The organism is Pseudomonas sp. m6p (assembly GCF_055760375.1).
This window is the reverse complement of the sequence record NZ_CM147084.1, coordinates 6,349,772-6,373,560: the sequence shown is the minus strand read 5'-3', so window position 1 is coordinate 6,373,560 and position 23,789 is coordinate 6,349,772. Positions and strand designations below refer to the sequence as shown.

The following is a 23,789-nucleotide window of genomic DNA, read 5'->3' as shown; positions in this document are numbered from 1 at the left end:
ACCACTTGCTTGCCGCGCCGAACGTACGCCGGCTTTGCGGGGGCAAAAGGGTGGTCATTGTACACAGCGACACAGACGCTCACAAATTTGACGACGAAATGTCGCAAATTCATGTCGCATTTGTGAAAGGTTTAAAGCGATCTGCTGTGCTAGTCAAAACTTTTTTAATTCTGACTGCAACGACTCAAAGACTACTGTGACGCAGACACCACAAGGCACGCGGTCTGTAGAGACGGCGCGCACTTGTAGAAATTTTGAGGTGCTTGGAGAGGCGGCCTGGGTAAGGCCGCCGAATCTTCAGCGAGTTGTTGCCAGTTCCTGTTGGACGCTGGCGACAGTGCGAGGCCAAGGTTTACCAGCCTGAACCTTCGCTGGCAAGGCCTTGATGGCAGAAACGGCTGCATCACGATTGGCGAAGTTGCCGTAGGTGATCACGTAGAGAGGCTTGCCGTTGAGGACTTTCTTGAAATAACGGTACTCGCCGCCCTGCTCCTTGACGAAGTTTTGCGCGGTCGCTTCGGAGCTGGTGCCCAAGATCTGCACCACATAGTTGCTGGTCGGCTGACCGGCGTACCAGTTGCCACCGGCAGCCTTGGCCACGGTAACCGGCTTCTCGGCCGGTTTGGCGGCAGCAACAGGCTTGGCCGGCGCCGGGGCCGGTTTGGCCGCTGGCGCTGCCGGAGCAGGCTTGGCGGTGGCGACCTGAGTCGGTGCCGGGGTCGGCTTGGCCGCCGGAACAGGCACTGGCGTCGGCGCTGGACCGGCCGGAACACCTGTCGGTGGTGCGGAAGTCGTTACGGTTGGCGGCGTCGCGCTGGAACCTTCGACCGGCACGCCGTCGTCACCTTCGGTGATGCCGCCTGCGGCCTCAGCCAACGGGCCGCGCATTACCGGCTGCGAATTGCCGACCAGCGGCAGCGGCATCGGCTGGGTATTGCCGGCGAACTCGACGTTCGGCGCGCCACCCTTGGCGCCTTGGCCCAACGGCAGTTGTGCCTGTTCGTTGGCAGGTGCGCCGGTGGTTGGTGCCTTGTTGCGACCCGGCATCAGCCAGGCGGCGGCGACCGCGACCACAACGACGGCGGAAATCGCCAATACGTGTTTCTTCGGCATGTTGAACCCCATACTTGGACGCTTGACCGCAGAGCGGCTGGCAATCATGACTTCGATCAGTGCATCGCGAGCGACCTGGTTGATGTTGCCAGGCCAACCCTCCGAGCTTTCGTGAATCTCAGAGATCTGATCCGCGGTAAAAAGTTCGACACCCCGGCCCGCACCTTCGAGCCGTTGGTCGAGATATTCGCGGGTCTCTTCTTCGGTGTACGGCTGCAATTCGATGACGTGGAAGCGCTCTTCCTCAAGGTGCAAGGCCTCGAGCTGCGCGATCAGCGACGACTCACCGAACAGGAACACGTGCGGGCGCCCTTCCGGTGCACCGGCACCCAGCGCCATCAGCGCTTCGAGCGCGGATTCGTCGAGCTGCTCGGCGTCATCCACCAACAGATAGACTTCCTGCCCGGTCAGCGCCAACTGCACCACTTGCGCCAGAATCGCGCCGACCTCGGCCTGCCCAACGTCCAGCGCCTGAGCAACCTGACGCAGCACGCCGGCGGCATCGCCCGCCCCACGGGCCGATACCACAACGCTTTGCACCGATTGCTTGTTGGTGCTGGCTACCAGCGCCTGGCGCAGCAGGGTCTTGCCGCTGCCTTGCGGGCCAGTGACCACCAGCAGCAACTGGCTGTAACGCGCCAGGTGGTGCAATTGCCCCAGCACCGGCTTGCGCTGGGCCGGGAAGAATTTGAAGCCCGGCACCCGCGGCGCGAAAGGGTCGTGACTTAACTGGAAATGGCCGAGGAACGCCTCGTCGGCATGCAAACTAGTCATCGGAATCTTATTAACCTTTAAGCTGAGCCAGAGCGCGGTAATCCGCTCCCAGCGTGGCCTGTAGAACCTCTTTCGGATAATCGGCGGTCACCACCGCTTCGCCCATCCGGCGCAGCAGCACCAGGCGCAGACGACCGTCGATCACTTTTTTATCAATTGCCATGTGTTCGAGAAAATCGGCTTCGGTCATTTCTTCCGGCGGGATCACCGGCAGACCGGCACGCTGGAACAGACGAATGCCGCGGTCACGTTCCTGCTCGCTGATCCAGCCCAGGCGCGCGGACATGTCCAGCGCCATCACGGTGCCAGCGGCGACCGCCTCACCATGCAACCAGACACCATAGCCCATGTGGGTCTCGATGGCGTGGCCGAAGGTGTGGCCGAGGTTGAGCGTGGCACGCACGCCGGTTTCCTTCTCATCGGCACCGACCACCGCAGCCTTGGCCGCGCAGGAACGCTCGATGGCGTAGGTCAGGGCCTTCTGATCCAGTGCGCGCAGGGCGTCGATGTTTTCTTCAAGCCAGCTCAGGAACGGCTCGTCGCAGATCAGCCCGTATTTGATGACTTCGGCCAGACCGGCCGACAACTCACGCGCTGGCAGGGTTTTCAGCGATGCGGTATCGATCAGCACGACGTTCGGCTGATAGAACGCGCCAACCATGTTCTTGCCCAAAGGATGGTTGATACCGGTCTTGCCGCCCACCGACGAATCGACCTGGGACAACAGCGTGGTAGGAATCTGGATGAAATCGACGCCGCGCTGATAGCAGGCGGCAGCAAAACCGGCCATGTCACCGATGACCCCGCCGCCGAGGGCGATGATCGTGGTGCGACGGTCGTGACGGGCGGTCAGCAGGCCGTCGAAGATCAGTTGCAGGGTTTCCCAGTTCTTGAAGGCTTCGCCGTCCGGCAACACCACGGAAATCACCGAGAACGGCGCAAGACTGCGGGTCAGACGTTCGAGATAGAGCGGCGCAACGGTCTCGTTGGAGATGATTGCCACCTGCCGCCCGTGGATATGCGGCGCCAGCAACTCGGGCTGATCCAACAAACCTTCGCCAATATGAATCGGGTAGCTGCGCTCGCCTAGATCGACCTTGAGTGTCTGCATGTGTCCCCACAGTGAAGATGGAAGCAGGCGTCCTGCCTTGAATTATTGGTTGTCCGCGACCTTTAGCTGATGTGACGCCGCTCGCACGCCATCCGCCACAACCTCGACGGCGGTGACAGGACGCCGAGGATAGCGCATTTCCGGCGGCGCTTTAACGGGGTGGCAACTGTGCCAGACGGTCGAGAATGTCGAGCACCACCATGCGCGGTGGCCGTTCGTCGGTTTCCACCACCAGATCGGCGATCTCTCGATAGAGCGGATCGCGGAGCTCCAGCAAGTCACGCAGGGTTTTCGCCGGATCGGCGGTGCGCAGCAAAGGACGATTGCGATCGCGCGAGGTACGCCCGACCTGCTGCTCGACGGAGGCGTGCAGATACACCACCCGCCCGCCCGCGTGCAGGGCCTTGCGGTTGGCATCGCGCATCACCGCGCCGCCGCCGGTCGCCAGCACCACACCGTCGAACGCGCACAGCTCGGCGATCATCGCCTGCTCACGGTCACGAAAGCCGGGCTCGCCTTCCTTGTCGAAGATCCACGGGATATTGGCGCCCGTGCGCAGTTCAATTTCCTTGTCGGAATCTTTGAACGGCAGGCGCAGCTCTTTGGCCAGCAACCGGCCGATGGTGCTTTTTCCAGCGCCCATCGGTCCTACAAGAATCAAATTTCGCACAGAATCAACGACTCACAGCAATCGCCTGGTTATTCATGATACGCGGAGTGAGAAATACCAGCAGCTCGGATTTTTTCTCCGAAACCACATCACGCCGGAAAAGGCGGCCAAGATACGGCACATCGCCAAGAAATGGCACCTTATCTACGACCTTGCTTTGAGTATTTGAGAAAACGCCCCCAATCACGATGGTCTCGCCGTCGTTTACCAGCACTTTGGCGTTGACTTCGTTCTTCTTGATCGGCGGCACATCCTGCACCTTGTTCAGGTAGTCCGGCTCGTCCTTGGTAACCTTGACCTCCATGATGATGCGGTTATCGGGGGTGATCTGCGGCGTCACTTCCAGCGACAGCGAAGCCTCCTTGAACGACACTGACGTCGCCCCGCTGGAGCTGGCTTCCTGGTACGGAATTTCGGTGCCTTTGAGGATCTTCGCGGTCTCCTTGTCGGAGGTAACCACTTTCGGCTGGGAGACGATTTCACCATTGCCGGTCTTTTCCATGGCGGTCAGCTCAAGATCGAGCAGCACATTGTCGGTGATGAAGGCGATGCCGATCCCGGATGTGTTACCGACCGTGCCCATGTCGACGAACGGCGAGTTGGTGCTGGTACTGCCCGGTGTACCGATGGTGGTCGAGGTGCCGTTACTGACGCCGGAGGTGTTCCAGTTACCCTTGTTCTGGATCGAACCGCCCCAGCGTACGCCCAGGCTCTTGTCGTAATCGACGTTGGCTTCGACGATCCGCGCTTCGATCATCACCTGACGCACCGGGATATCCAGCTGCGCCACGATCCGCCGCAGTTCGTCGAGGCGATCCTGGGTCTGGTAGGCAATGATGTTGTTGGTCCGTTCATCGACCGTGATCGAGCCGCGCTCATCGATTTTCGCTTCGGCGCTGGTCACCGACTGGAACAGCTTGGCAATGTCCGCCGCTTTGGCGTAGTTCACTTGCAGCAGCTCGCGACGCAGCGGCGCCAGTTCGGCGATCTGTTTTTGCGACTCCAGCTCCTGGCGCTCGCGGGCGGCAATTTCGTCGGCCGGCGCCACCAGCAACACGTTGCCGATCTTGCGCTTGTCCAGACCTTTGGTCTTCAGCACCAGATCCAGCGCCTGATCCCATGGCACGTTTTGCAGACGCAAGGTGATCCCGCCCTGCACCGTATCGCTGGCCACCAGATTGAGGTTGGTGAAATCGGCGATCAGTTGCAGCACCGAGCGCACGTCGATGTCCTGGAAATTCAGCGAAAGCTTTTCGCCGCTGTAGCTGTTGCGGTCGGCATTGCGCTTTTGCAGATCATCGACGGTCATCGGGCGGATGCTGACGGTCAGCTTGTTGTCGGTCTGGTAGGTGGAATAGTCGAACGTGCCGCTGGGCTCGACGGTGATGACCGCGCGATCGCCAGTGGCGGCGGCATTGACAAACTGCACCGGGGTGGCGAAATCCTTGACGTCGAGGCGTACCCGCAGCCTGTCGGGCAACTGGGTGCGGGCAAAGCTGAGAATGATCTTTCCGTCATGCTCCTGGATGTCCGGGGCGATGGTCGGGTCGGAAAGGTCGATGACCACGTTCCCCTCCCCTGCAGTACCGCGCTGGAAATCGACGCCACGAATGGTTTTGGCGACAGGGGTGTAAGCCTTCGCCGGAGCCGCAACCGGTCGCGGCGCAGCAGCGGCAGGCTTTGGCGCAGCAGGCTTGGAGCCCTGCCCGACCACCACGAACAGATTGTTGCCCTCGACCCGTGAGGTATACGGCGTCAGTTGCGTCAGGTTGATGATCAGACGCGTGCGGTCGCTGGCTTCGACCACTGTCGCACTGCGGGCGTTGCCGCTGCCCAGATCGCGGGTCTTGTTCGTCAGTTGGCTGGCGACACCCGGCAGGTCCAGGGCGATCCGCGCCGGCGATTCGGTGGTGTAGCCCTTGGGTTGCGGTGGCGGGCTATCAAAGGCCAGCTTCAACTCGACACGGTCACCCGGTAACGCCGCGACATCCAGCGCCTTGAGACTGGCCGCCTGAACCATCGGTGAAAGCAGCGCTATCCATAGCGAAAAACCGAGGGTGGAGAAAATCCTGTTCATTGTTCGACTTCCACTATGAGTGCTCTTTCAAAGGAATGGTGCGCGGGCGTTCCAGCCAGGCGCCTTCGCCGTCGGGCACGATCTCGACCACATCGACCTGAGTGGCGCTGATAGCGACGATGCGCCCATCGTTGCGCCCCAGGTAGTCGCCGACTTTCAACCGATGCACCCCGCCCGCTCCGCGCAGCAGCGCAAAGGAGCCGGAGGCATTGGAGATCGTGCCGACCATTTCAAACTGCTCGATGTTGAAACCTTCGAGGTATTGCTTGACCCGGTTGGGGTCGGGTTTGACGTTGCGCGAGCCGCGCTGGTGCCCGGCCAGATCGACTCGCACCTGACGCGAGAACGGGCTGCGCAGGTTGGCCGCGCTGTAGGTGAACGTGGGATAGGAATGAAACGTCGGCGTCGGCTCGATACGGCCGGCCGGCCGCAGACGTACTTCGTTCATGTATGCGTCGAGGTCACTGAACTCGTCACTGCCGCCGCAACCACTGAGGCCGAACAAGAGCACTGACAGGGCGAAAAAACGAAACGGGGTCATTTGTCCAACCCCTTGTCGTTGTAGCGGTAAGTCTTGGCGAGGATGTTCATGCGCAGCTTCGTCCCGCCATCGGGGCTGGCAGGTGCCAGTTCGAAATCGTGCAAGGTGACGATCCGTGGCAACCCGGCAACCCCACTGACGAACGTCGCAAGGTCGTGGTAAGCCCCGGTGACGGTGATCTGGATCGGCAACTCGATGTAGAACGGCTGAGTCACTTCCGGCAGCAGTTTGATCTCTTCGAATTCGAGGCCGCTGCCCAGCCCGGTGCGGGTGATGTCTTCGAGCAATCCCGGGACTTCGGTGTCGCTGGGCAACTGCCGCAGGAGCACGCCAAAAGTGTTTTCCATCTCCTTCATCTGCTGGGTATACAACTCCAGGTTGGCGGCCATGCGCGCCTTGCTGGCGAATTGCTCTTTCAAGGTGTCTTCTTCCTGACGCCTGGCTTCCAGCTGGTTTTCCATGTCGCTGATGAAAAAGTTGTAGCCAAGCGCCAGCACCAGCACCGCCAGGAACACTCCCGCGATGCTTTTCACCGCGGCCGGCCAGGAGCCGATATTGCTGGTGTCCAGATCGTTGAAGTCGATATTGCGCAGACTTTGCAGCCATTCGGACGGTTTCATTTGTCGCCCTCCGTCACAGCCGGCTGGGTCTGACGAACGGTCAGTTGAAAGACGTTGGCCTGGTCCACCTGACCGGCAGTCGTCGCTTTCACTTCATTGAGACTCGGCGCGTCGAACCAGTCTGAGGCGTCCAGATTGCGCATCAGCTCCGAAACGCGATTGTTCGACTCCGCCGCGCCGCTGATCGACAGCGTCTTGCCGGCCAGTTTCACGCTGGTGAAATACACCCCGTCCGGCAGCGTGCGCGCCAGTTGGTCGAAGATCCGCCCGCTGATCTGCCGGTTGCCCTGCAAGTCCTGGATGATGCGCATGCGCTCGACCAGTTGCTGGCGCCGCGCCTTGAGTTCGCTGATTTGCTTGATTCGTTCGTCGACCACGGCAATCTGTTTGCCGATGTAGGCATTGCGCTCGGCCTGCCGCTCGATGGCGGTACTGAAGATCTGATCGGCGATAAATACCGCGCCCACCGAGCCGACGAAAACCCCGATGAGGATCAGCAGGAAGCGCCTGCGCCGCTCTTCGCGGCGTTCTTCACGCCAGGGGAGAAGGTTGATCCGCGCCATCAGTCGAAACTCCTGAGCGCGAGCCCGCAGGCGATCATCAGGGCCGGCGCGTCACTGGCCAGGGCCCCGGCATTGACCTTGCTGCTCAAGGCCATGTCGGAAAACGGGTTGGCGACCTGGGTCGGGGTGCCCAGACGCTGCTCGATCAGGCGATCCAGCCCCGGTACCGAGGCTGTGCCGCCGGCCAGCAGAATGTGATCGACCGAATGGTACTGCCCGGAGGCGAAAAAGAACTGCAATGAGCGCGAGACCTGCTGCACCAGGGCGTCACGGAATGGCTGCAACACCTCGCTGACATAGTCATCCGGCAGACCGCCCTGCTTTTTCGCCAGCCCGGCCTGCTCGACGGTCAGACCGTAGCGGCGCTGGATTTCCTCGGTCAGTTGCCGGCCACCGAACAGTTGCTCGCGGGTATAGATGATGCGACCGTTGTGCAGGACGCTGAGGGTGGTCATGGTGGCGCCGATGTCCACCACGGCGACAGTCAGGCGCTCCTGCGAAGCGGCCAATTGAGTGGCGAGCAGGCCGAACGAGCGCTCCAGCGCGTAGGCCTCGACATCGACCACGCGCGCAGTCAGCCCGGCCAGCGCCAGCGCTGCCTCGCGAACTTCGACATTCTCCTTGCGACAGGCGGCCAGCAGCACGTTGACCCGCTCCGGGTTGCGTGGCGACACACCCTGGACCTCAAAATCGATGGCGACCTCGTCCAGCGGATAGGGGATGTATTGATCGGCCTCGATCTTGAGCTGGTTTTCCAGTTCGTCATCGGTCAGCCCGGCATCCATCTCGATGATCTTGGTAATCACCGCTGAACCGGCCACCGCCACCGCCACGCTTTTGAGCCCGGTGCGCGCCTTGACCAGTACACGGGACAAGGCATTGCCCACGCCTTCAAGCTCGGCGATGTTCTTTTCGACCACCGCGTTGGGCGGCAGAGGCTCCACCGCGTAGGCCTCGACACGGTAGCGGTCGCCCTGACGGCTGAGTTCCAGCAGCTTCACCGAAGTGGAGCTGATGTCGATCCCCAGTAACGTATCGGTCTTTTTATTGAAGAGTCCCAGCACTACCAATTCCCTATGACTTTCCGTGAGTTACGGACTCTGTAATACGTCTTGCGTTCCTTCATCACGCCTTGACAGAAGCGCAAATGACGCCCCCAGCAGAAAAGTGCTTATAATGCCCAGCGTTTTTTTCCGCTTTTTACTGCCGGCCCGGGCCGTTCTGTGTGTTACCGGAACCCTGTCGCCACCTTCATTCTTTGCCCTGGATGCTTAAAAGCCTTGATTCGTCTGCTGAAATTTTTCGGTTGGTCCATCGTCGCCGTTTTCTGCGGACTGCTTTTAGGTCTCAGCGGCGCGTTTCTTTACCTTAGTCCGGGTTTGCCGTCTGTGGAGGCGCTGAGAAGCATTCAGTTGCAGATTCCGCTGCGGGTCTACAGCAGCGACAACAAGTTGATCGCAGAATTTGGCGAAATGCGCCGTACTCCGATCCGTTTCGCCGACATTCCACCCAATTTCATTAATGCGTTACTAAGTGCTGAAGACGACAATTTCGCCAACCACTATGGCGTCGATCCGAGCAGCCTGATGCGCGCCGCGACCCAACTGGTGAAAAGCGGGCACATTCAGTCCGGCGGCAGCACCATCACCATGCAGGTGGCGAAGAACTTCTTCCTGACCAGCGAACGCAGCTTCTCGCGCAAAACCACCGAGATTCTTCTGGCCCTGCAAATCGAGCGACAGCTGACCAAGGACGAGATCCTTGAGCTGTACGTGAACAAGATTTATCTGGGTAACCGCGCCTATGGCATCGAGGCGGCGGCGCAGGTGTATTACGGCAAGTCGATCCGCGACGTCAGCCTGGCGCAGATGGCGATGATCGCCGGCCTGCCAAAAGCCCCGTCGCGCTTCAACCCGCTGGCCAACCCGGCGCGCAGCAAAGAACGCCGCGACTGGATCCTCGGCCGCATGTACAAGCTTGGAAAAATTTCCGAGGCCGACTACACCGCCGCGATCAACGAGCCGCTGAACGCCAGCTATCACGTACCGACCCCGGAAGTGAACGCACCGTACATCGCCGAAATGGCCCGTGCGGAAATGGTCGGCCGCTATGGCAGCGACGCCTACACAGAAGGTTTCCGCGTCACCACCACCGTGCCGAGCAACCTGCAGGAAATGGCCAACACCGCGTTGCACGAAGGCCTGATGACCTACGACCAGCGTCACGGTTACCGTGGCCCCGAGTCGCGCCTGCCGGGCAAGACCCACGAAGCGTGGGCCACCGAACTGACCAAGCAGCGCACCATCAGCAGCCTGGAGCCGGCCATCGTCACCCAGGTCGACAAGAATGGCTTGCAGGTGCTGACCCGTACCGGCGAAGAGCACGTCGCCTGGGACACCATGAAATGGGCACGCCCGTTCCTCAATACCAACAGCATGGGCGCCGCACCGCGCCAGCCGTCGGACGTGGCGCAGGTCGGCGACCTGATTCGCGTGCAGCGCCAGCCGAACAACTCGCTGAAGTTCAGCCAGATCCCGCAGGCGCAAGGCGCGCTGGTGTCGCTGGATCCACAGAACGGCGCGATTCGCTCGCTGGTCGGTGGTTTCGCCTTCGAACAGAGCAACTACAACCGCGCCCTGCAGGCCAAGCGTCAGCCGGGTTCGAGCTTCAAGCCGTTCGTCTACAGCGCTGCGCTGGACAGCGGTTACACCGCCGCGACCCTGGTCAACGACGCCCCGATCGTGTTCGTCGACGAGTACCTGGACAAAGTCTGGCGGCCGAAGAATGACACCAACACCTTCCTTGGCCCGATCCGTCTGCGCGAAGCGCTGTACAAGTCGCGTAACCTGGTGTCGATCCGCCTGTTGCAGGCGATGGGTGTCGGCAAGACCATCGACTACATCACCCGCTTCGGTTTCAACAAGCAGGACCTGCCGCCGAACCTGTCGCTGGCGCTGGGTACCGCGACCCTGACCCCGATGGAGATCGCTACCGGCTGGAGCACCTTCGCCAACGGCGGCTACAAGATCACCCCGTACATCATCGACAAGATCGAAAGCCGCAACGGCGACACGCTGTTCGTCGCCAACCCGCCGACCGTGCCACAGGGCGGCTCGGCGACCGATGGCATCGCAGCGCCGGAGTCTCAGCCGATCACCGTCAACGCCGCACCGGTTCCGGGCGAAGCCCCGGGCGCTGCGGCTGCGCCACAAGTGCCTGCGGTGGCTGAGCGAATCGTCGATGGCCGCACCACGTACATCCTCAACAGCATGCTGCAGGACGTGATCAAGCTCGGCACCGGTCGCCGCGCGCTGGCCATGGGCCGCAGCGACATCGCCGGCAAGACCGGTACCACCAACGAATCGAAGGATGCGTGGTTCTCCGGTTACAACGCCGATTACGTGACCACCGTGTGGACCGGCTTCGACCAGCCGGAAAGCCTCGGCCGCCGCGAGTTCGGCGGCACCGTGGCGCTGCCGATCTGGATGAACTATATGTCTGCCGCGCTCAAGGACAAGCCGCCGCACGTACAGCCTGAGCCGGAAGGCATTCTCAGCCTGCGGGTGGATCCGGTCAGCGGTCGTGCGGCAACGCCAAGCACGCCGGGCGCCTACTTCGAGCTGTTCAAGTCCGAAGACACGCCGCCCTCGGTGAATGAGCTGGGCAACGGTGCCGTACCGGGCAGCCCGCTGCCAGCGGATGAGCAGGCGCCGATCGATCTGTTCTGATCCAGCCCAAGCAAAAAGCCCCGCCTTCGTGAGAAGCGCGGGGCTTTTTTGTGCTTCAAAGCAAGATCAAAAGATCGCAGCCTGCGGCAGCTCCTACAGAATCGGCGCCGATCCGCGAAATCGGCGGCCACCAAGGCCAACTGTAGGAGCTGCCGCGGGCTGCGATCTTTTGATCTGCCAAACAAAAAGCCCCGACTCTCACAAGCCGGGGCTTTCGTTGGAGCGCTACAACGGCTTAGCCGTTGAACACGTCATCCACGCTTTTCAGCGGGTAGTTCTTCGGATACGGCAGGGTCGCCACACCGGTCTCGATCGCAGCTTTCGCCACAGCGTCGGAGATCAGGGTGATCAGGCGCTTGTCCATTGGCTTCGGAATGATGTACTCACGGCCGAATTCCAGCGGCGCACCACCGTAGGCGTCGCACACGTCCTGTGGCACTGGCAGTTTGGCCAGTTCGCGCAGGGCGTTGGCCGCAGCCACTTTCATTTCTTCGTTGATGCGCTTGGCGCGAACGTCCAGGGCACCACGGAAGATGAACGGGAAGCCCAGTACGTTGTTGACCTGGTTCGGGTAGTCGGAACGACCGGTGGCCATGATCACGTCGCTGCGGGTGGCGTGCGCCAGTTCCGGGGAGATTTCCGGATCAGGGTTCGAGCAGGCGAAGACAATCGGGTTGGCCGCCATCGACAGCAGGCCTTCAGCGCTCAGCAGGTTCGGGCCGGACAGACCGACGAACACGTCAGCGCCTTGCAGAGCGTCAGCCAGGCTGCGCTTGTCGGTGGCGTGAGCGAATACCGCTTTGTACTGGTTCAGGTCGTCACGGCCGGAGTGGATCACACCGGTACGGTCAACCATGAAGATGTTTTCGATTTTTGCGCCCATGCTCACCAGCAACTTCATGCAGGAGATGGCCGCAGCGCCGGCGCCGAGGCAGACGATCTTGGCTTCCGGCAGGGTTTTGCCGGCGATTTCCAGGGCGTTGATCATGCCGGCTGCGGTCACGATCGCGGTGCCGTGCTGGTCATCGTGGAATACCGGAATGTCGCACTGCTCGATCAGAGCACGTTCGATCTCAAAGCACTCAGGCGCCTTGATGTCTTCCAGGTTGATGCCACCGAAGGTGATGGAGATGCGTTTTACGGTGTCGATGAAGGCCTGCGGGCTTTCGGAGTCGACTTCGATGTCGAACACGTCGATGCCGGCGAAGCGCTTGAACAGTACGCCTTTACCTTCCATTACCGGCTTGGAAGCCAGTGGGCCGAGGTTACCCAGCCCCAGAATCGCGGTGCCATCGGAAATGACTGCAACCAGGTTGCCCTTGCCGGTGTATTTGTAGGCCAGTTCAGGATTGCTGGCGATCTCACGCACTGGTTCAGCTACGCCGGGGCTGTAGGCCAGCGACAGGTCGCGGGCGGTAACAGTGGCCTTGGTGAGCTCGACACTCAGCTTCCCTGGACGAGGATTGGCATGATATTCGAGAGCGGCAGTTTTCAGATCAGACATTTTGGCATTCCGCTTTTTACTGTTGGACAGACTGGTCAGCGAGGATACGCGCCTCGCAAAGTCCCCACAAGACTGAGCGGTCACCCCTGTCAAGCGCCCTGTCCTACGACTTTGGGCCAAGAGCCACGGTGCACAAGGGCTGGACTGTTCACAATCGATAGAAAAAATGTCTACAATTTTTCTTCAGCGCGTACTTTGCAGCATCGACGGATCGGTCAATGGCAGTAGCCAACGCGGCTGACCCGGTTTCAACCCACCACGCCGCGAACGGTCAACGACCCAGCCGCGAGCCTCGACCTGCCTGCCTTTGAGCGACTGCAACCGGGAATTGTCGAATTGTCCGAGCAGATTGGGCGCAACGCGCAGTACAACCGAGCCCTGCAACTCGATCCAGATTCCGCCACGATTGCGCTGAACCTTGCTCACACGCCCACTGACCACGGCGAACCCCGAAGCGCGGATCTGCTCCGCTTTCAGTACAGGCGACTGGCGCCAGACCCCGCGCCCAGCGAGTCGTGCACGCTGTTCGGCGGCTTGCTGACAGGCAACCAGATCGACATTCGGTGCCACCGCCACTTGAAAACCCAGGCCGTCGGCAAGCATTTGCGCTTCAAGATTGGCGCCGCTTGAACTGTAGATATGCGCGAGGGTGCGACCGTAATGGTCTTGGGCCTGTTTGCCCGGCAGCAAACCGACCCGACCGCCGCTGTCCGCCACCAAAGCTTCAAGGCGCTTGCGCGCGGCCACGGCGAAGGGCTCATCACTGCGGCCCTGCTTGCCCAGCTCCGGGGTGTTGAGACCGATCATCCGCACGCTGCGTCCATCGCTCAGGCGCAGGGTGTCGCCGTCGACCACGCGCTGTACCGCAACGCTGCTCAGGCCGCCCGGCGCCGGGCAAAACGCCTGGGCGCCGGACAGCCAAATCGCGGACACAAAAAAGGCGCCCACAAGGGACGCCTTTTTCATCAGCCTTGAAAAACCGTAGAGGCTTTCCAGGATGACCAATCTTACTTCTTGGCGCCGAAGGCACCGAAACGGTCGGCGAACTTCTGAACGCGACCACCGGTGTCCAGAGTCTTCTGCTTACCGGTGTAGAACGGGTGGCACTCGTTGCAAACGTCGATCGCCAGGGCTTTGCCGAAGGTCGAACGGGTTTCGAACTTGTTGCCGCAGCTGCAGGTAACAGCAACTACTGGGTAATCCGGGTGGATATCAGCTTTCATGGTGTATTCCTCAGGCTAGCGTGCCGCCACCCAACACTATTGTTGAATACCGCACGTAATTAGGCCGCGGATTCTACCAGACAATGTCAATCGCGCAAGCTGTCCCTGAGACCGACCGTCTGCTAGGCTCCCGGCCCATTGCGCTGTCCCTGTGGGAGCGAGCCTGCTCGCGAAGACGATCTATCAGCCAGCCTATCAGCCGCCTGACACACCGCTTTCGCGAGCAGGCTCGCTCCCACAGGTTATGTACACAGTCCTTTTAATCGCCTGCTGATCGAGATCCCCCCGCGTGCCCGACGCCATTCTGCGCCTCGCCCTGCCTTCGCCCCTGCGCCGCCTGTTCGACTATCGGGCCCCGGCCGGGGTGCTGCGCGCCCAGTTGCAGCCGGGCATGCGCCTGCGGGTGCCGTTCGGGCGGCGGGAGATGATCGGGATTCTGGTCGAGATCACCGATACCAGCGACGTGCCGCTGGAGAAACTCAAGCCGGCGTTGGCCCTGCTCGATGCAGAGCCGCCGCTGCCGCCCGCACTGTTCAAGCTGTGCCTGTGGACGTCGCAGTATTACCAGCACAGCCTCGGCGACACCTTGAGCTGGGCACTGCCGGTGCTGCTGCGTCAGGGCGAACTGGCGGAGGCCCGTCAGGAGCGCTTCTGGTCTGTCGCGCCCGGCGCCAGCCTTGATGATCCGCGCATCGCCCGTGCGCCACGGCAACGGGAAGCGCTGGCGACGCTGGCACAGCACCCGCACGGTGTGGCTCATCAGTTATTGAGCAAGCTGATGCTGAGCAAAGACAGCCTCGACCTGCTGCTGGCCAAGGGTCTGGTGCAGGTTGAAATCCGCCGGCATGCGCCCGGCGTGCGCCATGAGCACTGGCTGGCCCAGTCGGAGTTGCCACTCAACACCGAACAACGCGCCGCTTACGAGGCGATCCGCGCCGGGTTCGACAGTTATCACGCGTTTCTGCTGGCGGGCGTCACCGGCAGCGGCAAGACCGAAGTCTATTTGCAACTGATCCGCGAAACCCTCGAAGCCGGCAAGCAGGCGCTAGTGCTGATTCCCGAAATCAATCTCGGCCCGCAGACCCTGGCGCGTTTCGAGCAGCGCTTCAACGCACGCATCGCCCTGCTGCATTCGGCGGTCAACGACCGCGAGCGCCTCGACGCCTGGCTCGCTGCCCGCGACGGCGAGGCCGACATTATTATCGGCACCCGCTCGGCGCTGTTCACCCCGATGAAGAACCCGGGGCTGATCATCATCGACGAAGAACACGACGGCTCCTATAAACAGCAGGAAGGCCTGCGCTATCACGCCCGGGATCTGGCACTGGTGCGCGCGCGACAGGAAAACATCCCGATCGTCCTCGGCTCCGCCACGCCTTCGCTGGAAAGCCTGCACAACGCCTACACCGGTCGTTATGGCCTGCTGCGCCTCAACGAGCGGGCCGGCGGCGCCAGGCAACCACGTTTCCTGCGGCTGGACGTGAAAAGCCGTCCGCTGGACAGCGGCATTTCCGGGCCGATGCAACAAGCCATTGGCCAGACCCTCGCGGCCGGCCAGCAGGTGCTGGTGTTCCTCAACCGGCGCGGCTTTGCGCCGACGCTGCTGTGCCACGATTGCGGCTGGATGTCCGAGTGTTCGCGCTGCGACGCGCGAATGACCGTGCACCAACGCTACGGCGAACTGCGGTGCCACCACTGTGGCAACGTCGAGCGCACGCCGCGCCAATGCCCCAAGTGCAATAAAGTTGATCTGCGCCCGGTGGGCGCCGGTACCGAACGCGCCGAAGAACGCCTGGCGATTCTGTTCCCGGATTACCCGGTGCTGCGCGTCGACCGCGACAGCACCTCGCGCAAGGACGCGATGAATCAGTTGTTCGCGACGATTCAGAAGGGTCAGCCGTGCATTCTGGTCGGCACGCAAATGTTGGCCAAGGGGCATCACTTCCCCCGGGTCACGCTGGTATCGATTCTGGATGCCGACGGCGGGCTGTTCTCCGGCGACTTCCGCGCCAGCGAGCGTATGGCGCAGTTGATCGTGCAGGTGGCCGGGCGCGCCGGACGGGCGGAAGAGCCGGGCAAGGTGATCATCCAGACCCACCTGGCCGACCATCCTTTATTGGTGCAATTGACCGAGCAGGGCTACTTCGCCTTTGCCGAACAGGCGCTGAGCGAGCGCCGCGCTGCGGGACTGCCGCCGTTTTCACACTTGGCCCTGTTGCGTGCCGAAGCGCACAAACCGGGGCAGGCCGAAAGTTTCCTCGATGAGGCGTGCAGCGCCGCCGAGCGCTTGCTGGCCGAGCAGAAGCTGGGCGGGATCGAACTGCTCGGGCCGGTGCCGGCGCCGATGGAGCGCCGAGCCGGTCGCTATCGGGCGCAGCTGTTGGTGCAGGCGGCAGCGCGGGCACCGCTGCATCGGTTGCTCGCCAGCTGGTTGCTGGAGCTGGAGCAGATGCCGAGCGGGCGGGCCGTGCGCTGGTCGCTGGATGTCGATCCGGTGGATTTGTACTAGCAGATCAAAAGATCGCAGCCTGCGGCAGCTCCTACAGAATCGAGCGTGTTCCCCTGTAGGAGCTGCCGCAGGCTGCGATCTTTTGCTTTTAATGTCACCACATATCCACATCCTGCCTGCTAAGGTTGGCAAGCCCGTCTTCGCAACGGATAATGCCCAGTTTTTCCACCCGCGCATCGATGCGCCGCCGCGCTTGCGGTCGAAAGAGAAGACCATGAAAGACACCATTCGCCAGCTGATCCAACAAGCCCTCACCCAACTCGTCAACGAAGGTGTGTTGCCTGAAGGCCTGTCGCCGGCGATTCAGGTGGAGAACGCCCGTGACAAGACCCACGGCGACTTTGCCAGCAACATCGCCATGATGCTGGCAAAGCCTGCGGGCATGAAGCCGCGCGATCTGGCGGAGAAAATCATCGCTGCGCTGCCGGCCGACGACAACGTCACCAAGGCCGAAATCGCCGGCCCCGGCTTCATCAACTTCTTCCAGAACACCCAGGCCCTCGCCTCGCGCCTCGACGCTGCGCTGGCCGATGCTCACGTTGGCGTGCGCAAGGCCGGCCCGGTGCAGCGCACTGTGGTCGACCTGTCGGCACCGAACCTGGCCAAAGAGATGCACGTCGGCCACCTGCGCTCGACGATCATCGGCGACGGCGTGGCCCGTGTTCTCGAGTTCCTCGGCGACGAGGTGATCCGCCAGAACCACGTGGGCGACTGGGGCACCCAGTTCGGCATGTTGATGGCTTACTTGCAGGAAAACCCGATCACCAGCGACGAGCTGTCCGATCTGGAAAACTTCTACCGCGCCGCCAAACAGCGTTTCGACGAGTCCGAAGAGTTCGCCGACCGCGCCCGTGGCCTGGTGGTCAAGCTGCAGGCCGGCGATGCCGAGTGCCTGGCGCTGTGGACCAAGTTCAAGGACATCTCGCTGTCGCACTGCCAGAAGATCTACGAACTGCTCAACGTCAAACTGACCATGGCCGACGTGATGGGCGAAAGCGCCTACAACGACGACCTGATCAACGTGGTCAACGACCTGAAAGCCGCGGGCATGCTGGTCGAGAGCAACGGCGCCCAGTGCGTGTTCCTCGACGAGTTCAAGAACGCCGACGGCGATCCGCTGCCGGTAATCATCGTCAAGGCCGATGGCGGTTACCTGTACGCCACCACTGACCTGGCAGCCGTGCGCTACCGTTCTGGCAAACTGAAAGCCGACCGCGCGCTGTACTTCGTCGACCAGCGTCAGGCCCTGCACTTCCAGCAAGTGTTCGCCGTGGCGCGCAAGGCCGGTTTCGTGACCCATCCGATGGAAATGGAGCACATGGGCTTCGGCACCATGAATGGCGCCGATGGCCGTCCGTTCAAGACCCGTGATGGCGGCACCGTGAAGCTGATCGATTTGCTGACCGAAGCCCAGGAACGTGCCTACAACCTGGTCAAAGAGAAAAACCCGGAGCTGGCCGAAGACGAACTGCGCAACATCGCCAAGGTCGTCGGCATCGGTGCGGTGAAATACGCCGACCTGTCCAAGCACCGCACCAGCGACTACAGCTTCAACTTCGACCTGATGCTGAATTTCGAAGGCAACACCGCACCGTATCTGCTGTACGCCTACACTCGCGTGGCCGGCGTGTTCCGCAAACTGGGCAAGGATTTCAGCGAAGTCGACGGCCAGATCGTTCTCGAAGCCGAGCACGAACACGAGCTGGCGGCGAAACTGGCGCAGTTCGGCGAAGTGCTGAACAACGTCGCGGAAAAAGGCACGCCGCACATCCTCTGCACTTATCTGTATGACGTCGCCGGTCTGTTCTCCAGCTTCTACGAGAACTGCCCGATCCTCGCCGCCGAGACGCCGGCCCAGATGCAGAGCCGTCTGCGCCTGGCCGCGCTGACCGGTCGTACTCTCAAGCAAGGCCTGGAACTGCTGGGCCTGGAAACTCTGGAGCGCATGTAAGTTGGCTGCCAAGAAAAAACCTGCACCCAAGCGTGGCGCCAGCCGTTACCAAGCTCCTGCAAAGCAACCGATTCCGGGCTGGCTGTGGATGGCCATCGGCCTGACGGTCGGTGCGTTCATCGTATTCCTGATGAAACTGGAGCCGGGCAAGGGCAGCGACACGGTCAAGCGCGAGAAAGTCGAGCAGGCGCAGCAGCAGAAAGCGTCGAAGATCGCCGAGGCCAACAAGACCCCGCCGAGCCCGACGCAACCGGTGAAGCCGAAGTACGACTTCTACACCCTGCTGCCGGAATCGGAAGTGATCGTGCCGCCGGATGCCGTGCCGGAGAAAACCTTGCCGACGCCACAAGTGCCGACCACGCCGGTCACCCCGGCGGAAGCGGCGAAGATCGACACCGCGCGGGCGCAGGCTGCGCTGTCAGGTATTACCCCGCCGCCAGCGCCGCCGGTGGCGAAAGCGGCGCCGGTGACCAAGTTCTTCCTCCAGGCCGGCTCGTTCCGCAAAGAGGCGGACGCGGACAAGGTGCGGGCGCAGATCATTCTGCTGGGCCAGGCTGTTTCGGTTGAGTCGGGCACGGTGAAGGATGAAACCTGGTACCGCGTATTGGTCGGCCCGTTCAGCAATCGCGAGCAACTGACCACCGCACAGAAACAACTGGCCGGCAGCGGTTTCAGCAACCTGTTGTTACAACAACGCCAGAGCCGCTGACCTCTCGCCGAACGTAATCGTTCGGCGGACTTTGTGGCGAGGGAGCTTGCTCCCGCTGGGGTGCGAAGCGCCCCCAAACCCTGTGAATCCGGTGCATCAGACAGACCGGGGTTGCAGGTTTTACGACTGCTGCGCAGCCGAGCGGGAGCAAGCTCCCTCGCCACAGGGATTTGCATCCCCCTCCATCACCGCTCGTCCCTTCTCCCGCGCTGTGGTTGAAATCCTCTCCAGCACCCCCATATGAATGGGCATAAGGCATTTTCGCCCCGCTGCGTGGAGACTCTTCCCTTGACCACCATCGTTTCAGTCCGCCGCCACGGCAAAGTCGTCATGGGCGGCGACGGCCAGGTTTCTCTCGGCAATACCGTGATGAAAGGCAACGCGAAGAAAGTTCGTCGCCTGTACCACGGCCAGGTCATCGCCGGTTTCGCCGGTGCCACCGCCGACGCCTTTACCCTGTTCGAACGCTTCGAAGGCCAGCTCGAGAAACACCAGGGCCACCTGATCCGCGCCGCTGTCGAACTCGCCAAAGAATGGCGCACCGACCGCTCCCTGAGCCGCCTCGAGGCCATGCTCGCGGTCGCCAACAAGGACGCCTCGCTGATCATCACCGGCAACGGTGACGTGGTCGAACCCGAAGACGGCCTGATCGCCATGGGTTCCGGCGGCGCCTACGCACAAGCTGCGGCCAGCGCGCTGCTGAAAAAGACCGACCTGTCGGCCCGTGAGATCGTCGAAACCGCCCTCGGTATCGCCGGCGACATCTGTGTATTCACCAACCACACTCAGACCATTGAGGAGCAGGATCTCGCTGAATAAGCCTGACGCGGCCTAAATGCCACGGCTTTTTTCTGCTTGAGGACCGTCAATTACTATGTCCATGACTCCCCGCGAAATCGTCCACGAACTCAACCGCCATATCATCGGCCAGGACGATGCCAAGCGCGCCGTCGCGATTGCCCTGCGCAACCGCTGGCGCCGCATGCAGCTGCCTGAAGAGCTGCGCGTTGAAGTGACCCCGAAAAACATTCTGATGATCGGTCCGACCGGTGTCGGTAAAACCGAAATCGCCCGTCGTCTGGCGAAGCTCGCCAACGCGCCGTTCATCAAGGTCGAAGCGACCAAATTCACCGAAGTCGGCTACGTTGGCCGTGACGTCGAATCGATCATCCGTGATCTGGCCGATGCCGCAATCAAGATGCTCCGCGAGCAGGAAATGACCCGCGTGCGTCACCGTGCCGAAGACGCTGCCGAGGATCGTATCCTCGACGCACTGCTGCCACCGGCACGCATGGGTTTCAGTAACGAAGAAACCCCGAGCAGCGATTCCAACACCCGTCAGCTGTTCCGCAAGCGCCTGCGTGAAGGTCAGCTGGACGACAAGGAAATCGAGATCGAAGTCGCCGAAGTGGCCGGCATCGAGATCGCTACGCCACCTGGCATGGAAGAGATGACCAGCCAGTTGCAGAACCTGTTCGCCAACATGGGCAAGGGCAAGAAGAAAGCCCGCAAGCTCAAGGTCAAAGAAGCGCTGAAACTGGTGCGCGACGAAGAGGCCGGGCGTCTGGTCAACGAAGAAGAGCTGAAGGCCAAGGCGCTGGAAGCGGTCGAGCAACACGGCATCGTGTTCATCGACGAAATCGACAAGGTCGCCAAACGCGGCAATGTCGGCGGCGCCGATGTCTCCCGTGAAGGCGTACAGCGCGACCTGCTGCCGCTGATCGAAGGCTGCACCGTCAACACCAAGCTGGGCATGGTCAAGACCGACCACATCCTGTTCATCGCCTCCGGTGCGTTCCACCTGAGCAAGCCGAGCGATCTGGTGCCTGAGCTGCAAGGCCGTCTGCCGATCCGTGTCGAACTCAAGGCGCTGAGCCCGGAAGACTTCGAGCGCATCCTCAGCGAGCCGCACGCATCGCTCACCGAGCAATATTGCGCGCTGCTGAAAACCGAAGGCCTGAACATTCAGTTCCAGCCGGAAGGCATCAAGCGTCTGGCGGAGATCGCCTGGCAAGTCAACGAGAAGACCGAGAACATCGGTGCCCGTCGCCTGCACACGCTGCTCGAGCGTCTGCTGGAAGAGGTGTCGTTCAGTGCCGGCGACCTGGCCAGCGCGCATGACGACAAGCCGATCCTGATCGACGCTGCGTACGTCAACAGCCATCTGGGCGAATTGGCGCAGAACGAAGACCTGTCCCGTTATATCCTGTAGGTCACTCTTCCCTGTAGGAGCTGCCGCAGGCTGCGATCTTTTGATCTTGAAAAGCAAAATCAAAAGATCGCAGCCTGCGGCAGCTCCTACAGGGGTTCATCACAGTCGGATGACCTGCAATGACCACGATCCCCACCGACATCAAACTGCACAAAGCCTCGAAAACCCTGACGCTCAAGTACGCGTCCGGCGAGGAGTACACCCTGCCCGCGGAATTTCTGCGCGTGCACTCCCCTTCCGCCGAGGTCCAGGGCCACGGCAAACCGATCCTGCAATTCGGCAAGCTCAATGTCGGCCTCAGCGGCCTGGAACCGGCCGGTCACTACGCACTGAAACTGACCTTCGACGACGGTCACGACAGCGGCTTGTTCACCTGGGATTACCTCTACGAGCTGGGGCGACGTTATGACGCACTCTGGGCCGATTATCTGGCCGAGCTCAAAGCCGCCGGAAAAACCCGCGATCCGGACCAGTCGATTGTCAAGCTGATGCTCTAGTCCGAGACTCTTGCTCTTTAGAGGGCATTTTCTAAATTCATCTGTTTGAATGCTGCGCCTGGCGGTCGAGGATCGGCTGCTTGCGAAAAAAATTAAACTCGGGTAACCAATGGAGCTGGCAAGTTCCCTGCAGTGCTCTATGAACTGTAAAGCAGCTATGCAGAATTAACGGTCACCCGAGCAGTAGTACCTGGCATTGGCTGTGGAACTGCACAGCCGAAACCGGGTACTCGTCTCAGGACAATGGAGCGTCGTAGATGAGTAACAAGAATAACGATGACCTGAAGTACCAAGCCTCGGAAAACACCCTGGGGCTTAATCCCGTCGTTGGGCTACGCGGAAAGGATCTGCTGGCCTCTGCTCGAATGGTGCTGACCCAGGCCATCAAACAACCTATCCATAGTGTCAAGCACGTCACCCATTTCGGCCTCGAACTGAAGAACGTGCTGTTCGGCAAATCCGAACTGCAACCGGCCAGCGATGACCGTCGCTTCGTTGATCCGGCGTGGAGTCAGAACCCGCTCTACAAACGTTATCTGCAAACTTACCTGGCGTGGCGCAAGGAGCTCCATTCCTGGATCGACGACAGCAGCCTGTCGCCCAAAGACATCGCGCGCGGCCACTTCGTGATCAACCTGATGACCGAAGCCATGGCCCCGACCAATACCGCCGCCAACCCGGCGGCGGTCAAACGCTTCTTCGAGACCGGCGGCAAAAGCCTGCTCGATGGCCTCTCGCACCTGGCCAAGGATCTGGTGCACAACGGCGGCATGCCGAGCCAGGTCAACATGGGCGCGTTCGAGGTCGGCAAGAGCCTGGGCGTGACCGAAGGCGCGGTGGTGTTTCGCAACGACGTGCTGGAGCTGATCCAGTACAAGCCGATCACCGAGCAAGTCCACGAGCGCCCGCTGCTCGTGGTGCCACCCCAGATCAACAAGTTCTACGTATTCGACCTGAGCCCGGACAAAAGTCTGGCGCGCTTCTGCCTGCGCAATAACGTGCAGACCTTCATCGTCAGCTGGCGCAACCCGACCAAGGCCCAGCGCGAGTGGGGCCTTTCGACTTACATCGATGCGCTCAAGGAAGCCGTCGACGTGGTCACGGCCATCACCGGCAGCAAAGACGTAAACATGCTCGGCGCCTGCTCCGGCGGCATTACCTGCACCGCCCTGCTCGGCCACTACGCCGCGATCGGCGAGAACAAGGTCAACGCCCTCACGCTGCTGGTCAGCGTGCTCGACACCACGCTGGACAGCGACGTCGCCCTGTTCGTCGACGAGCAGACCCTGGAGACCGCCAAGCGCCACTCCTATCAGGCCGGTGTGCTCGAAGGCAAAGACATGGCCAAGGTCTTCGCGTGGATGCGCCCCAACGACCTGATCTGGAACTACTGGGTCAACAACTACCTGCTCGGCAACGAGCCGCCAGTGTTCGACATCCTGTTCTGGAACAACGACACCACCCGGTTGCCGGCCGCGTTCCACGGCGACCTGATCGAGATGTTCAAAAACAACCCACTGATTCGGCCCAATGCACTGGAAGTGTGCGGCACGCCGATCGACCTCAAGCAGGTCACTGCCGACATTTTCTCGCTGGCCGGCACCAACGACCACATCACCCCGTGGAAGTCCTGCTACAAGTCGGCGCAGCTGTTTGGCGGCAAGGTCGAGTTCGTGCTGTCGAGCAGCGGGCATATCCAGAGCATCCTGAACCCGCCGGGCAACCCGAAATCGCGTTACATGACCAGCGAAGGCATGGCCGCCAATGCCGATGACTGGCAAGAGAACTCGACCAAGCACACCGATTCCTGGTGGCTGTACTGGCAGGCATGGCAGGCCGAGCGCTCGGGCGATCTGAAGAAGGCGCCACTGAAACTGGGCAACAAGGCTTATCCGGCAGGCGAAGCATCGCCGGGCACTTACGTACATGAGCGGTAACTGACACCTCGCCCTCCCTGTAGGAGCTGCCGAAGGCTGCGATCCTTTGA

General features: G+C 61.4%; 19 protein-coding genes. 8 read left to right on the top strand and 11 right to left on the bottom strand.

The window, feature by feature from the left end; translation table 11 throughout:
* Nucleotides 1-297 precede the first annotated feature (297 nt).
* The 8 genes from ACYZUM_RS29110 to ACYZUM_RS29075 all read right to left on the bottom strand — a co-directional run bounded on the left by ACYZUM_RS29110 (nt 298) and on the right by ACYZUM_RS29075 (nt 8,533).
* A complete protein-coding gene (locus ACYZUM_RS29110) occupies nt 298-1,887 on the bottom strand; it encodes an AAA family ATPase (protein ID WP_108181449.1) in 1,590 nt (529 codons plus the stop codon).
* A 10-nt stretch (nt 1,888-1,897) separates the two neighbouring features.
* Nucleotides 1,898-2,998: a 3-dehydroquinate synthase gene (aroB, locus tag ACYZUM_RS29105; protein WP_041074910.1), complete on the bottom strand. Its 1,101-nt coding sequence runs from the start codon at nt 2,996-2,998 to the stop codon at nt 1,898-1,900.
* A gap of 151 nt (nt 2,999-3,149) precedes the next feature.
* The gene (aroK, locus tag ACYZUM_RS29100; protein WP_108181448.1) at nt 3,150-3,668 is read right to left on the bottom strand and encodes a shikimate kinase AroK; all 519 of its coding nucleotides are present in this window, start codon (nt 3,666-3,668) and stop codon (nt 3,150-3,152) included.
* A 4-nt stretch (nt 3,669-3,672) separates the two neighbouring features.
* A complete protein-coding gene (locus ACYZUM_RS29095; protein ID WP_108181447.1) occupies nt 3,673-5,745 on the bottom strand; it encodes a type IV pilus secretin PilQ in 2,073 nt (690 codons plus the stop codon).
* A 13-nt stretch (nt 5,746-5,758) separates the two neighbouring features.
* Nucleotides 5,759-6,286, bottom strand: coding sequence for a pilus assembly protein PilP (locus ACYZUM_RS29090; protein WP_041074914.1), 528 nt, complete (start codon nt 6,284-6,286; stop codon nt 5,759-5,761).
* Nucleotides 6,283-6,906 carry a type 4a pilus biogenesis protein PilO gene (gene pilO / locus ACYZUM_RS29085; protein WP_047290892.1) on the bottom strand — a complete coding sequence of 208 codons (624 nt, stop codon included), beginning with the start codon at nt 6,904-6,906 and terminating at the stop codon, nt 6,283-6,285. The genes ACYZUM_RS29090 and pilO overlap by 4 nt, the downstream gene beginning before the upstream one ends.
* The gene (locus tag ACYZUM_RS29080) at nt 6,903-7,469 is read right to left on the bottom strand and encodes a PilN domain-containing protein (RefSeq protein WP_108181446.1); all 567 of its coding nucleotides are present in this window, start codon (nt 7,467-7,469) and stop codon (nt 6,903-6,905) included. The genes pilO and ACYZUM_RS29080 overlap by 4 nt, the downstream gene beginning before the upstream one ends.
* Complete coding sequence (locus tag ACYZUM_RS29075; RefSeq protein ID WP_041074920.1) at nt 7,469-8,533, bottom strand: pilus assembly protein PilM; 1,065 nt, start codon at nt 8,531-8,533, stop codon at nt 7,469-7,471. The genes ACYZUM_RS29080 and ACYZUM_RS29075 overlap by 1 nt, the downstream gene beginning before the upstream one ends.
* A 219-nt stretch (nt 8,534-8,752) precedes the next feature.
* Here ACYZUM_RS29075 and ACYZUM_RS29070 point away from each other — a divergent pair, with 219 nt between their 5' ends.
* Nucleotides 8,753-11,197, top strand: coding sequence for a penicillin-binding protein 1A (locus ACYZUM_RS29070; protein ID WP_473061375.1), 2,445 nt, complete (start codon nt 8,753-8,755; stop codon nt 11,195-11,197).
* Between the two features lie 235 nt (nt 11,198-11,432).
* Here the strand turns inward: ACYZUM_RS29070 and ACYZUM_RS29065 are convergent, their stop codons facing one another.
* The 3 genes from ACYZUM_RS29065 to rpmE all read right to left on the bottom strand — a co-directional run bounded on the left by ACYZUM_RS29065 (nt 11,433) and on the right by rpmE (nt 13,924).
* Nucleotides 11,433-12,701 (bottom strand): malic enzyme-like NAD(P)-binding protein, encoded by a 1,269-nt coding sequence (locus ACYZUM_RS29065; protein WP_108181444.1) that lies wholly within the window; start codon nt 12,699-12,701, stop codon nt 11,433-11,435.
* A 183-nt stretch (nt 12,702-12,884) separates the two neighbouring features.
* The gene (locus ACYZUM_RS29060; protein WP_108184355.1) at nt 12,885-13,667 is read right to left on the bottom strand and encodes a thermonuclease family protein; all 783 of its coding nucleotides are present in this window, start codon (nt 13,665-13,667) and stop codon (nt 12,885-12,887) included.
* Between the two features lie 41 nt (nt 13,668-13,708).
* Nucleotides 13,709-13,924 carry a 50S ribosomal protein L31 gene (rpmE, locus tag ACYZUM_RS29055; protein WP_041074926.1) on the bottom strand — a complete coding sequence of 72 codons (216 nt, stop codon included), beginning with the start codon at nt 13,922-13,924 and terminating at the stop codon, nt 13,709-13,711.
* Between the two features lie 289 nt (nt 13,925-14,213).
* Here rpmE and ACYZUM_RS29050 point away from each other — a divergent pair, with 289 nt between their 5' ends.
* The 7 genes from ACYZUM_RS29050 to phaC all read left to right on the top strand — a co-directional run bounded on the left by ACYZUM_RS29050 (nt 14,214) and on the right by phaC (nt 23,739).
* Nucleotides 14,214-16,433, top strand: coding sequence for a primosomal protein N' (locus ACYZUM_RS29050; protein WP_108181443.1), 2,220 nt, complete (start codon nt 14,214-14,216; stop codon nt 16,431-16,433).
* Nucleotides 16,434-16,647: 214 nt separating this feature from the next.
* Nucleotides 16,648-18,384: an arginine--tRNA ligase gene (gene argS / locus ACYZUM_RS29045; RefSeq protein WP_108181442.1), complete on the top strand. Its 1,737-nt coding sequence runs from the start codon at nt 16,648-16,650 to the stop codon at nt 18,382-18,384.
* Between the two features lies 1 nt (nt 18,385).
* Nucleotides 18,386-19,093 (top strand): SPOR domain-containing protein, encoded by a 708-nt coding sequence (locus ACYZUM_RS29040; RefSeq protein WP_041074932.1) that lies wholly within the window; start codon nt 18,386-18,388, stop codon nt 19,091-19,093.
* Between the two features lie 288 nt (nt 19,094-19,381).
* Nucleotides 19,382-19,912 carry an ATP-dependent protease subunit HslV gene (hslV, locus tag ACYZUM_RS29035; RefSeq protein ID WP_007968352.1) on the top strand — a complete coding sequence of 177 codons (531 nt, stop codon included), beginning with the start codon at nt 19,382-19,384 and terminating at the stop codon, nt 19,910-19,912.
* 55 nt (nt 19,913-19,967) lie between these two features.
* Nucleotides 19,968-21,305, top strand: a complete 1,338-nt coding sequence (gene hslU / locus ACYZUM_RS29030) for an ATP-dependent protease ATPase subunit HslU (protein ID WP_041074934.1) — start codon at nt 19,968-19,970, stop codon at nt 21,303-21,305.
* 119 nt (nt 21,306-21,424) lie between these two features.
* Complete coding sequence (locus tag ACYZUM_RS29025; RefSeq protein WP_086793902.1) at nt 21,425-21,802, top strand: gamma-butyrobetaine hydroxylase family protein; 378 nt, start codon at nt 21,425-21,427, stop codon at nt 21,800-21,802.
* Nucleotides 21,803-22,059: 257 nt separating this feature from the next.
* Nucleotides 22,060-23,739, top strand: a complete 1,680-nt coding sequence (gene phaC / locus ACYZUM_RS29020) for a class II poly(R)-hydroxyalkanoic acid synthase (RefSeq protein ID WP_108181441.1) — start codon at nt 22,060-22,062, stop codon at nt 23,737-23,739.
* The last annotated feature ends 50 nt before the right edge of the window (nt 23,740-23,789 follow it).